The organism is Streptomyces sp. NPDC031121 (assembly GCF_055570615.1).
Map to the genome: position 1 here is coordinate 532,524 of NZ_JBVIGV010000001.1, position 12,384 is coordinate 544,907.

Genomic DNA, 12,384 nt, shown 5'->3' on the forward strand with positions numbered 1-12,384 from the left:
TTTACCGACTCCCTGGACGAAAGATCACCACCCCCACCACACTGGTCCCGACATGTCGGGCCGGCCGACACCACCTGGGGTACGCACGTCGGCGACAGAAACACGACGGGCGGGGGCACGGTGCCGCAGCAGACGATCGCCGGACGCTACGAGCTGCTGGAGGAAATCAGCCACGGCGGCATGGGCGACGTCTGGCGCGCCTACGACTCCGTACTCGACCGGCCCGTCGCCGTGAAGCGCATCCGATCGCAGGCCGTCACCTCACCGCAGATGGCGGACGAGCTGGCCAAGCGGTTCCGGCGCGAGGCCCGCATCACGGCCCGCATCCAGCACCCCGGTGTGCCGCAGGTTTACGACGCCGTCCTCGACGACACCCACGACCACCTGTTCCTGGTCATGGAGCTCGTCGAGGGCGTCCCGCTGTCCGCCTACGTGGACCCGGCCCGGCCGCTGCCGGTGAGCTGGGCCGCGGCCGTGGCCGCGCAGGTGGCGACCGTCCTGTCCCACGCGCACGACATCCCCGTGATCCACCGCGACCTCAAGCCGGGCAACGTCCTCGTCGCCCGCGACGGGACCGTGAAGGTCCTGGACTTCGGCATCGCGGCCATCCTGCGCACCGACGCCACCAAGCTGACCGCGACCGGGAGCCCGATCGGGACCTCCCAGTACATGGCGCCCGAGCAGGTCCGCGGCGGGCGGGTCACCCCGCGGACGGACCTCTACGCGCTCGGATGCGTCCTGCACGAACTGCTGGCCGGGCGCCCGGTGTTCCAGGCGGACAGTGAGATCGCGCTCATGTACCACCACGTCAGCACCGACCCCACCCCGCTCCGGCAGCTGCGCCCCGACGTCCCGGCCGCGCTGGAGGAGCTCGTCCTGCACCTGCTCCGCAAGACGCCGGAGACGCGGCCCGCCGACGTCCAGGAGGTGTACGAGCGGCTGCGGCCCTTCCTCCCGCAGGCCGGCCAGGAGGCCGCGCCCGGCGAGCAGGGACCGGCCGGGGCACCCGACCCCACCGGTCTGTTCCGCCACCCGTACGCGCCCCGCTCCCGGCCCCGGGCGGCCGCCGCCCCGACGCCCTCGGGCGGCCACGCCCCCGCGCCCGTACCCGTACCGGACGAGCTAAGGGCGTACATCAAGGAGGCGTACGCGCACTCCGACGCCCTCCTGGAAGAGGAGCGGTTCGCCCAGGCCGCGGAGGTGCTGAGCGAGGTCATCGAACCGGCCGCCCGCGCCCTCGGCACCGAGAACCGGCAGGTGCTCGCCCTGCGCACCCAGCGGGCGGCGATCCGGCTGCTCGGCGGGGACTACCGGGCCGCCCTCCCCGAGTTCACCGCGCTCGCCGACGCGTACGGGCGCATCGCGGGACCCACCAGCGAACGGGCCCGCGCCTGCCGCGCCCAGGCCGCCCGCTGCCGCGCCGAACTCGGCCAGGTGACGGAGGCCCTCACGGCACTCGAAGCGGTGCTGGCCGTGGTCCGCGCCGTCGACGGCGACGTCAGCGAGGAAGCCATCGAACTGCGCCGGGACATCGGCATGCTGCTGCTCGCCCAGGGCCGCGCAGCCGACGCCCTGGCCGTCCTCGAACCGCTGCACGGCGACCTGAACGTCGTCTACGGGCCCGCGGACGAACTGACCGAGGAGATCGCCGAGGCGCTCGCCCTCGTACGGCTGGACCTCGACGGCCAAGCGCCCTGAGCCGCGCCGCCGCCACGCCAGTCACGCACGAGGCCGCGTCGCAGGACCGGGCCCGGTCACCGGAGAAAGAGAGATCATGAGCGGGAAGAAGGCCGGAGACGGCAGCGACAGCGTGGCCCTCCAGGTGCGGCAGGTGGAGCAGGCACTCCGCACCGTGTACGTGGACGGCGGCCTCCTGCACATCAGCGACCTGGAAGACAAGTCACCCCAGGAGCGCGAGCCCCGCCTGCTGTCGCGGGCACTGACAGCCCAGGCCGTGCGGATGGTCACCGGCTTCAGCCCGCAGGAGGCGGCGGACACCGTCATAGACGGAATCGCGGACCAGGGCATCGACGCGATCGCGGTGGTGGACGGCCCCGACCCGCACGTCTACCTCGTCCAGGCGAAGTGGAGCCAGTACGGCAAGGCCAAGAGCGAACGCGAGGCCGTCCTCGAACTGCTGGCAGGGCTCAGACTCATCGACGACGAGGACTTCGCCCCGTTCAACCCGCGCGGCCGCCGGCTCGCCGAACAGGCCAAGGCGGTCATGTCGCGCGGGCCCGTCCCCGTCACCCAGGTCGTCGTCCTCATGCGCACCGACGAGGTGATCGAAGGATTCCGGCAGGCGCTGATCAACGGGGAGAAGGAGTTCAACCGGTTCGGCGAACTCCTCGACCACGAGATCATCCTCGCTCCCGACGTGTGGGCCTCCGTCCGGAAGGACCTGGCTCCCAAGCCCGTGGAGCTCGACACCGTCCTCTTCCCCTGGTTCGGGGTCAACGCGCCCTACGAGTCGTACCAGGGCGTCGTCGCAGCGGAGATCGTCGCGGAGTGGGCCCAGCACGGCTCCCACCTCTTCAACCTCAACATCCGCAACCCGCTGGGCAGGACATCGATCAACAACGAACTGATCGAGACGCTCACCGGGGAACCCGCGCACTTCCTCTACTTCAACAACGGCATCACCGTGCTGTGCGAGTCGGTCGAGAAGACGTACCAGTCGATGCGTACGCCCCACACCTACCCGCTCACGCTCAAGCTGCACAACGCCAGCGTCGTGAACGGCGCCCAGACCGTCAGGTCCGTGGCCGACGCCGTCGCCGCCGACGAAGGCGCAGCCTCCGCCCAGGTGCCCGTGCGGATCATCGTCACCGGCAAGTCGGTCGACTTCGCCAAGCGCACCACCCAGGCGACCAACAGGCAGAACCGGGTGGAGCCCCGCGACTTCATCGCGCTCGACCCGGTACAGGCCGCCATCCTGGAGGAGATGCGCGCCGAACTCGGGCTCGACTACAGCGTCCGCCGGGGTGAACTGGACCCGCCCGAGGACACCGGGTGCTCGGTCGTCGAGGCCGCCTGCGCCCTCGCCTGCGCCCACCCCGACAGCCAGTACGCCGCCCGGATGGCCACCACGCTGGACGTGCTCTGGGAACGCGGCAGCCAGGGCATCTACGACGTGCTCTTCCGGCCCCAACCCGGGGTGTACCTCCTGTGGAACGCGGTGCAGATCCTGCGCGCCGTCCGGCGAGCCCTCCACACCCTGCGCTCGCGCTACGAAGGCCGCGGCGCCGCCCTCATCGAACACGGCCCCTACCTGCTCACCCACCTGGTGTTCCGGAGCCTGGACACCGAGGCGATCGACGAGCCGGACCCCAGGCTCGAATGGTCCACCGCCGCCGTGGCCCGGGTCCCCGACCTGATCAGGGAACTCCTCCCGACGGTCGCCGCGACGATCGACGAACTGTACGGCGACCGTTCGCAGATCCGTGCCGTGTGCGCGGACGTCGTCCGCTGCCGCGAGATCGCCGACCGGGTCCTCGGCGGCGCGGCGGCACCGGACCCGGCCGACCGGGACAAGTACCGCCGCGTTCCCGCACAGCGCAAACCCCGCCGGCCGAACGCCGTACACGTCCTCATCGACCAGGGCGCGCTGGAGGAAGGCGCCCCCCTCACCCTGACCACCGCCTACCCCCTGGAGGCCGAGGCCCTCGCGGACTGGCTGGCCGAGGACGAGCGGCGCTCCCGTGCCACCTGGGTCAAGCACCGGTCCCGGCCGGTGCTGTGGGCGGCCGACGGCAAGCAGTACTCGCCGTCCGGACTCATCACCCACATGTGGAAGCTGGCCAAGTGGGACCAGCGCCCCGTCGCGAACCAGGGCACCGCCCGATGGCTCACCTCCACCGGCGAGACCCTCGCAGACCTGGCCTGGCGCGTCCTCGGCGGTCTCGAAGAACCCGCGCCGAGCGGCGAAGGCGACTGACGACAGCCGGAGAGGCGGCGGCCAGGACGCCCGTCGACCGCTCTCCCGCACCCGATGAGGAGATCCACCACCCATGCCCCGCCTCGCCTTCGACATCGCCTTCTGCGCCCAGCTGCCCAAACTCCAGGGCACCGTTCGCAAAGGGGTCTTCGACGCCTGGGAGAAGTTCGAACGGCTGACGCTCGACCAGCTGTTCAAGGACCCCGGCCTGAAGCTCGAATCGCTCAAAGGCGCCCGCGACCCGCACATCCGGACGATCCGCATCGACCGCGGCACCCGAGGCGTCGTACTGGCACCCGACAGCGGGGACACGTACGTCCTGCTGCGGGTGCTGCCGCACGACGAGGCCAACGCCTGGGCCGTCAAGCAGAAGGCGAGCATCAACACGGTCACCCGGGCCGTCGAGATCCGCGACATCGCCGTCCTGGAGGAGCTCACCCCCGCCTACGAGCGGATCGCCCCCGCCCCCGACCGGCGGCTCTTCGCCCGGTTCTCCGACGGAGACCTCGCCGCACTCGGCATCGACGGGACGACCCTGCGGCAGGCCCGCGCCCTGACCACCACCGAGCAGCTGGAGGCCTTCGCGCCGTTCTTCCCCCAGGACCAGCGGGAGGTCCTCGAGTACCTGGCCGCCGGTTTCACCGCGGAGGACGTCTGGCGCGACGTGGTCGCCGTCAACCTGGCCGCCGCCGACAGCGCGGAACCCGTGAACCCCGGGGACTACGAGACCGCCATCCGGCACACCCGCACGCGCATCGCGCTCGTCACCGGATCGGACGAGCTCCGCGACATCCTCGACAAGCCGTTCGCCGCCTGGCGGGTCTTCCTGCACCCGTCCCAGCACAAGGTGGCCTACCGGCCTTCCTACTCCGGCCCCGCCCAGGTCACCGGAGGCCCCGGCACCGGCAAGACGGTCGTCGCCCTGCACCGCGTACGCCACCTCCTCCGCCACCTCCGCGACGGCGACCGCATCCTGCTCACCACCTACACCAACGCACTGGTGGCCGCCCTGCGCGCGGGCCTCGCCGAACTCGTCGACGACCAGGCGCTCCGGGAGCGGGTGGACATCATGACCGTCGACGCGTTCGCCGGACGGGTGCTGTCCACGGCGCGCCGGCCCCTGCGCGCCGACGAGGAGCCGGCCCGCTGGCAGCAGGCCGCCCGGGCCGCGGGCTTCACCGGGAGCCCGCAGTTCCTCGCCCAGGAGTACAAGCACGTCGTCCTCGCGCAGAACCTGCGCACGTACGAGCAGTACGAGACCGCCGAGCGCAGAGGACGCGGCAGCGCGCTGCCCGCGGCAGCCCGGCCGCCGGTATGGGGCGCCGTCGAGGAGTTCACCACCCGGCTGGCCTCCGACGGGCTCCGCACCTACCTCGGCACCTGCGCGGAGGCCGCCGACGTGCTGGAGCGGACCGGGCCCCGCTACCGGCACGTCGTCGTCGACGAGGCCCAGGACCTCCACCCCGCCCAATGGCGCCTCCTGCGCGCCGCCGCACCGAGGCGCCCGGACGACCTGTTCATCGCCGGCGACCCGCACCAGCGGATCTACGACAGCAAGGTCTCCCTGAAGGCCGTCGGGATCAACGTCACCGGGCGGTCGACGAAGATGCGCAAGAACTACCGCTCCACCCACGAGATCCTCAGCTGGTCCACCGCACTCCTCGTCGGGCGCCCCATCGCGGAGCTCGAAGACGACACCCGGAACGAAACCCTGCTCGGCTACCGCTCCGCCCTGCGCGGCAGCGGCCCCGAGACCCGTGCGGCCCACTCTCCGGAGGCGGAGCTGGCAGCGCTCGTCGCACGCGTCCGCGGGTGGCTGGAGGACGGCGCCGCCCCCGGAGACATCGGCGTGAGCGCCCGCTTCAACCGGACCTGCGACCAGCTGGCGGAGCGCCTGGCCGCGGCCGGCATCCCCGCCCGGCGTCTGCGCGCGGACCGGCCGGCGGTCGCCGACGCCGTGAACGTCGGCACCATGCACTCCTTCAAAGGGCTGGAGTACCGGTACGTCGCGGTCGTCGGCGTCCGCGAAGGCGCCGTGCCGTTCCCCAAGGCGGTGACGCCCGCGGACGTCGACCGGCTCCAGCACGAAGCCGACCTGCTGGCGGAACGCTGCCTGCTGTTCGTCGCCTGCACCCGCGCCCGCGACGGCCTCTACGTGTCCTGGGCGGGTGCCCCCAGCCCGTTCCTCGCCGCGACCGGCGTGTGAGCGGCGGCCGGCGCACGTACGCGAAGACCCCGCCACCGGCGTCTCTGCCGGTGGCGGGGTCCCTGAGCACCTCGCCGGGGCACCGTCATGCGCTGCCCCGGAACACAGCCGCTAGCTCTGGGTGAAGTAGCCGAACACGTCGGTGATCACGTGGTTGCTGCCGCCCCAGCTGTTCCAGATGCTGACCTTGCCGTCCCCGACGGGGGTGGTGACATGGTTGGGGACGGTCTCGCCGGGTCGGGTGTTGAGGCTGCTGGCGTCCGTGCGGGCCGTCCCGTCCCCGTGGACGGTGAGGAACCCTGCGCTGGTGGTGTCGGTGGCGGTCACGTTCAGGGCCGCGCCGACGGCGTTCGCCGGCAGGCCGGCGACGGTGGTGGTCGCGCCGGGCGCGAGCTTGCCCGTGGTGCGGGTGTCGGCGAGCCGCTTGGGAACGACCGGCGTGAAGAGCGCCCCGCCGCCTCCCTCGCGGTAGTAGCCGACCACGTCGAGGACGAGGTCGGTGGAGCCGGCGTTGTTGTAGAGGGTGATGGTGCCGTCCGGGCCGACCGGGACGATGGCCTGGTTGGACTTGTCCTTGCCCGGCTCCGGGTTGAGGTTCGACGTGCTGGGGCGCTTGTCCGCCTCCGCGTAGGCGATCACGTGCGTGTCGGTCGTGGCGCCGGTGCCGGTCAGGTTGAGCGCGACGGCCTGGGCGTCCCCCGGGATGCTCCCCACGCCCGCCACCTTGACGGCCCGGGTCCGGCCGGCGCCGAGCGCGCCGCCCGCGGTGCGGGTGTCGGCGAGACGGGTCGGGGTGAGCGGGTGGAACCTCTGCCCGGTGTTGGGCTGGTAGTAGCCGACGAAGTCGACGACGACGTGCCCCTGGCCGGAGTTGAGCTGGGCGAGGATCCTGCCGTCGGAGCCGATGGGCACGGTGACCGTGTTGGACGAGGTGCCGCCCGCGCGGACGTTCACGTTCGAGGTCGCCGGGCGCTGCTGGCCCGAGGGCCAGACACTCAGGTGGGTGTCCTGGGTGGCACCGGTCACCGTCACGTTCAGGACGGCCGCGGTCGCCCCGCCCGTGTGATGGGGGCCCGAGCTGTAGTAGACGACCGGTACGGCCACCTGGGCGGCGGTGCCGGCCTGCACCGGGCTGTTGGAGAGACGGGTGTCAAGGACACGGGACGGGTGCACGGGCACGTAGCCCGACGCCGCGTACGCGGCCTGCACGGTCCGGCTCACCGTGGAGGTGGCGCCCTTCGCGTCCTTCAGGGTCACGGTCACCTTGTAGTCGCCGGGCTGCGCGTAGGCGTGCCGGACGGGCTCCAGCGCGGACACCCGCTCGTGGGCGCCGTCACCGAAGTCGACGTCCACCTGCTGGACCGGCCACGGTGCGACGGCGCTCCGCGGGTCGACCTCCACCGTCAGCGGGGCGACGTACGCCCGCGGGTTCTCGGCGGTCGGCAGGAACGGCTCGGCGGTGAAGCCGGCCGTCAGCGGACCGGGGGCGGTCACCTTGGCCTTGGAGGTGGCGGCCGTCTTCATCTTGGCCTCGTTGTACACGGTCACCTTGGCCGTGCACTCGCAGGGCGAGCTGTAGACGTGCGTGGCGGTGCGCTCGCCGGTGACGACCGGGGCCGAGCCGTCACCGAAGTCGAAGTGGTAGGTGAGCGGGCCGGGCCACGCGCTGACCGCGGTGGCCGTCGCCTTCACGGCGGTGCCAGCCGGCGCCCAGGGCTGGTCGAGCTCCAGCCGGACGCTCTCCAGCGAGTTCTGGCTCTCGCGCGCGCCCCGGTCGAGGTACCCGCCGTCCTTGCCGGTGTTGGGCACGCGCGGGTCGTCCACGACCGGATACCCGCTGATGTCGGTGGGCAGCACGCCGGGCGCGGTCGCGTCGGCGGAGTCCACGGCCTTCGTGTAGGCGTCCTCTGTCCTCGGGTGCACGATGTCGTGCCCGCCCTGGCCCGTCGCGGCGTGGAACGCCGCCTGGTCCTGGTGGGCGGTCCCGCCCCACGCGTAGACCGTCGTGAAGGGGCCGGCGATCAGGTTGTAGTCGGCCCTGGTGCCGGCCGCCGCGCTCTGCGACACCGCGAGGGCGGTGCGTCCGCGTGCGGGATCGCACGCACTGCTGCGGCTTGTGGCGTTGATCAGGTTGTTGAACACGGCGGAGGCGGACGAGCTGCCGCTGAGTGAGACGGCCGTACCGCAGCCGTGGTAGACCGTGTTGTTCGTGACGACGGTGGCGGGAGCGTCCGTCATCGAGAGCGGATCGTCCCTGTCGCCGTGGATCTGGTTGCGCCCGAGTACGGTGCGCTGGGCGCCGCCCTCGATCCGGGCGTGGTAAATCAGCCCCCGGATGACGCGCACATCCGTGCTCGCGTCGCCGATCACCAGGCCCTTCGGGGCATGAGTGGCGAACGCTCTGATCCGGTCCAGCTCGATGTCGGCGGATCGGTTGATCCCTATTCCCCCGGTGACGTTCAGCCCGCGGACCACCACGTGCGAGGCGCCCCTGATGGTGAGCGGATGGGTGCCCAGGCTGGCCAGGCTGCCTTCCTGTCCGTCGGGCACGAAGCTGATCGGCTTGCCCGGGGCACCGGAGCGGTCGATGGTGACGGCCTCGTCGTAGATCTTGCCCGTTTTGATCCGTACGGTCTGCCCCGGCGCCACGGCCTTGGCCGCCGCCGAGATCGTGCAGAAGGGCACGGCCTGCGAGCCGGGGCCGCCGTCATCGCAGGAGGAGTCGGTGTGGTTGTTCACGTAGAGGGTGGGCGGGGCCTCGGCTGCCGCGGCGGACGGAACACCGAGAAAGGTGACGAGGCCTGCGGTCAACAGGACCGTCGCACGAGTGGGACGCACCAGAAGGGTTTCCTTCTTGCCAGAAGTGACGTGGGGTCACGCCGGCCGCGGCGCCGCACGACTGGCAGGCGTCTCGGACGTCCTGTTCCCCCAGCGTCAGTCGGGCGCACGCGGACTCGAACAGACGCGAACATCATCTCGTGTGATCGAGTTGCTGTCACACGCATTCAACCCGCCCGACCCGGGCCGCTGCGCATACGCGAAGACCCCGTCCTCAGCGTTCTCGCTGGTGGCGGGGTCTGTCAGGCACTTCTTGCGAAGTGCCCCCGGCAGGATTCGAACCTGCGCACACGGCTCCGGAGGCCGTTGCTCTATCCCCTGAGCTACGGGGGCGTGTCGTTCGCTGTGCGGCGACGGGTTGAACACTACCAGCTTCCGCGGGGTGATCAGAAACCGTTTCCGGGGGACGCGGGGGCGGGTCGCCCGGACGGGGTGGAAGTGGCGAAAACCCGGACGCGGGGGTCCCGGCCGACCTACTCTCGAGTTGTGCCAGGCGCCTCGGGCCGGGTCCTTGTCGTCGACGACAACAAGGTCATCCGGCAGCTGATCAAGGTCAATCTCGAGCTGGAGGGCTTCGAGGTCGTGACCGCGGGCGATGGTGCCGAGTGTCTGGACGTCGTGCACGAGGTGGAGCCCGATGTGATCACCCTTGATGTGGTCATGCCGCGGCTGGACGGGTTCGGGGCCGCCGCGCGGCTCAAGGCCGACCCGCGGACCCGGGACCTGCCGGTCGCCATCGTCAGCGCCTGCACCCAGTACGAGGTGGAGTCCGGCATCGAGGCCGGGGTCGACGCCTTCATCGCGAAGCCCTTCGAGCCCGCCGAGCTGGTCCAGGTGGTGCGCCGCCTCGTCGAGCGGCGCGGCCGCCGGGAGCGCAGGGGAGCCGGGGCCGGGCGGCGGGGCTGATCCCAGGGGCTCACAGCCCGGGCATTTCACATCGCGGAACCGGTCGCGGTGGGGCGGGAATTCTGGCCTAGGCTGGTTCCCGTGACCCCCGCCGACCTCACCCGCACCGTCGTGCGCGCCGTGCGCTGCGCCGTCGCGGACGGGGAGCTGCCCGAGGGGGCCGCCGTGCCCGAGCGGGTCGTCGTCGAGCGGACCCGGCCCGGCGGGGTGGGGGAGTACGCCACCCCCGTCGCCTTCCAGGTCGCCAAGGCCGCCGTCGGAGCCTCGCCCCGTGACGTGGCCCTGGTGCTGGCGGCGCGGCTCGGGCTTGAGCCGGGCATCGAGCGCGTCGAGGTCACCGGTGCGGGGTTCCTGAATTTCGTCCTGGGCGAGTCGGCGGTCGCCGGGCTCGTCGCCGACATGCTCGTACGGGGCCGGCGGTATGCCGACGCGGCCGACCGTGTTCCGCTGCCCGCCGGCGAGCTGCGCAGGTCGGCCGTGCGGGCGGCCGTGCGGCGGATCGCGCTCGCCCAGGGGGACGGGTACGCCGACGACGGGCTCGACGTCGCGCCCGTCGCGCGGAAGGACGGCGACGTCGTCGCCGCGTACGGGCCGGACGCCGCGCTGTGGGCCGTGCTGAGGGTGCCCGCGCACGAGACGCCGGCCTTCGGGCCGTGGCTGCTGCGGCAGGACGAGTCCAGCGAGTTCTTCCGCGTCCGGTACGGCCACGACCGGGCCCGTGCGCTGGTGCGCAATGCCGCCCTGCTCGGGTTCGCGCCCGAGGCCGGGCCGGTGGACGACGGTGCCGACGCGCTGCTGCGCGTCCTGCGCGACCACCCCCTCGCCCTCGAAGCCGCCGCGCACCACCGGGCACCCGAGAGGCTCGCCCGGCACCTCGTCGAGCTCGCCGACGCCCTGCTCGGCTTCCACTACGGCGTACTGCCCCTCGGCGACGAGAAACCCTCGGCCGCCCACCGCTCCCGGCTGGCCCTCGCCGAAGCCGCCGGGGCGGTGCTGGCCGGCGGCCTGGCCCTGCTCGGCATCGACGCCCCCGACTGCCTGTGATCCGCGAAGAGAGACACCGATGAGCCGTTCCGCGCACCCCGCCGGGCCCCGCCACGCCGACGTCCTGCCCGAGGGCCACTACTCCCCGCCGCCCGCCGACCTCAACGCCCTCGACGAGAAGGTCTGGTCCCGGACCGTCCGGCGCGGCGACGACGGCACCGTCTCCGTCGGCGGCATCGCCGTCACCCGCCTCGCCGAGGAGTTCGGGACGCCCGCCTACTTCCTCGACGAGGAGGACTTCCGGGCCCGCTGCCGGGCCTGGGCCCACGCCTTCGGCCCCGGCGCGGACGTCTTCTACGCCGGAAAGGCCTTCCTCTCCAAGGCCGTCGTCCGCTGGCTGAAGGAGGAGGGGCTCAACCTCGACGTGTGCTCCGGCGGCGAACTCGCCACCGCCCTCGCCGCCGGCATGCCCGCCGCGCGCATCGCCTTCCACGGCAACAACAAGTCCGCCGCCGAGATCACCCGCGCCGTCGAGGCCGGCGTCGGCCGCATCGTCCTCGACTCCTTCCAGGAGATCGCCCGCGTCGCCCACATCGCCCGCGAGCACGGCGTACGCCAGCCCGTGCAGATCCGCGTCACCGTCGGCGTCGAGGCGCACACCCACGAGTTCATCGCCACCGCGCACGAGGACCAGAAGTTCGGCATCGCCGTCGCCGACGGGTCCGCCGCCGAGGCGGTACGCCGCGCCCTCGGCCACGACAGCCTGGAGCTCCTCGGCGTCCACTCCCACATCGGCTCGCAGATCTTCGACATGGCCGGCTTCGAGGTCTCCGCGCGCCGCGTCGTGCAGCTGCTGGCCGCCGTCCGCGACGAGCACGGCGTCGAGCTCCCCGAGATCGACCTCGGCGGCGGCCTCGGCATCGCCTACACCTCCGCTGACGACCCGCGCGAGCCCCACGAGATCGCCAAGGCGCTCCACGAGATCGTCGCCCGCGAGTGCGAGGCCGCCGGGCTGCGCGCGCCGCGCATCTCCGTCGAGCCGGGCCGCGCCATCGTCGGCCCCACCGCGTTCACCCTCTACGAGGTCGGCACCGTCAAGCCGCTGCCCGGGCTGCGCACGTACGTGTCGGTGGACGGCGGCATGTCCGACAACATCCGCACCGCGCTCTACGACGCCGAATACTCGATCGCGCTGGTCTCGCGCACCTCCGACGCCGAGCCGGTCCTCGTCCGCGTCGTCGGCAAGCACTGCGAGAGCGGCGACATCGTCGTCAAGGACGCCTACCTGCCGGCCGACCTGGCCCCCGGCGACCTCGTCGCCGTGCCCGCGACCGGCGCGTACTGCCGCTCGATGGCCAGCAACTACAACCACGCGCTCCGCCCGCCCGTCGTCGCCGTGCGCGACGGGGCGGCCAAGGTGATCGTCCGGCGCGAGACGGAGGAAGATCTCCTGCGCCTCGACGTCGGATGATGAAATAGATGTCTCACGTAATGGACCGAAGGTGGAAACTTG

The 12,384-nt window shown here is 72.3% G+C and carries 7 protein-coding genes and 1 tRNA gene; 6 read left to right on the top strand and 2 right to left on the bottom strand.

Annotated elements, in window-relative coordinates; all coding sequences use genetic code 11:
- Positions 1–120 precede the first annotated feature (120 nt).
- The 3 genes from ACZ462_RS02510 (at position 121) to ACZ462_RS02520 (ending at position 6,143) form a co-directional block, all read left to right on the top strand.
- Complete coding sequence (locus ACZ462_RS02510) at positions 121–1,698, top strand: serine/threonine-protein kinase (protein WP_467802584.1); 1,578 nt, start codon at positions 121–123, stop codon at positions 1,696–1,698.
- A gap of 76 nt (positions 1,699–1,774) precedes the next feature.
- On the top strand, positions 1,775–3,937 hold the full coding sequence (locus ACZ462_RS02515) for an AIPR family protein (protein WP_467802585.1): 2,163 nt from the start codon (positions 1,775–1,777) through the stop codon (positions 3,935–3,937).
- 73 nt (positions 3,938–4,010) lie between these two features.
- The gene (locus ACZ462_RS02520; RefSeq protein ID WP_467802586.1) at positions 4,011–6,143 is read left to right on the top strand and encodes a UvrD-helicase domain-containing protein; all 2,133 of its coding nucleotides are present in this window, start codon (positions 4,011–4,013) and stop codon (positions 6,141–6,143) included.
- Between the two features lie 111 nt (positions 6,144–6,254).
- Here the strand turns inward: ACZ462_RS02520 and ACZ462_RS02525 are convergent, their stop codons facing one another.
- Together ACZ462_RS02525 and ACZ462_RS02530 are read right to left on the bottom strand one after the other, a co-directional pair.
- The gene (locus ACZ462_RS02525; RefSeq protein ID WP_467802587.1) at positions 6,255–8,981 is read right to left on the bottom strand and encodes a PKD domain-containing protein; all 2,727 of its coding nucleotides are present in this window, start codon (positions 8,979–8,981) and stop codon (positions 6,255–6,257) included.
- A gap of 261 nt (positions 8,982–9,242) precedes the next feature.
- Positions 9,243–9,314: transfer RNA gene (locus ACZ462_RS02530), tRNA-Arg, on the bottom strand.
- 153 nt (positions 9,315–9,467) lie between these two features.
- Between ACZ462_RS02530 and ACZ462_RS02535 the strand changes: the two genes are divergently transcribed.
- The 3 genes from ACZ462_RS02535 to lysA all read left to right on the top strand — a co-directional run bounded on the left by ACZ462_RS02535 (position 9,468) and on the right by lysA (position 12,342).
- Complete coding sequence (locus ACZ462_RS02535) at positions 9,468–9,887, top strand: response regulator (protein ID WP_467802589.1); 420 nt, start codon at positions 9,468–9,470, stop codon at positions 9,885–9,887.
- A gap of 81 nt (positions 9,888–9,968) precedes the next feature.
- Positions 9,969–10,931 carry an ArgS-related anticodon-binding protein NrtL gene (gene nrtL / locus ACZ462_RS02540; RefSeq protein ID WP_467802590.1) on the top strand — a complete coding sequence of 321 codons (963 nt, stop codon included), beginning with the start codon at positions 9,969–9,971 and terminating at the stop codon, positions 10,929–10,931.
- Between the two features lie 19 nt (positions 10,932–10,950).
- Positions 10,951–12,342 carry a diaminopimelate decarboxylase gene (gene lysA / locus ACZ462_RS02545; RefSeq protein WP_467802591.1) on the top strand — a complete coding sequence of 464 codons (1,392 nt, stop codon included), beginning with the start codon at positions 10,951–10,953 and terminating at the stop codon, positions 12,340–12,342.
- Positions 12,343–12,384: the final 42 nt, after the last annotated feature.

What these genes read in the sequence shown, in the direction of transcription:
- ACZ462_RS02515 (WP_467802585.1), top strand. Translation starts at nt 1,775, where the DNA reads ATGAGCGGGAAGAAGGCCGGAGACGGCAGCGACAGCGTGGCCCTCCAG.
- ACZ462_RS02520 (WP_467802586.1), top strand. Translation starts at nt 4,011, where the DNA reads ATGCCCCGCCTCGCCTTCGACATCGCCTTCTGCGCCCAGCTGCCCAAA.
- lysA (WP_467802591.1), top strand. Translation starts at nt 10,951, where the DNA reads ATGAGCCGTTCCGCGCACCCCGCCGGGCCCCGCCACGCCGACGTCCTG.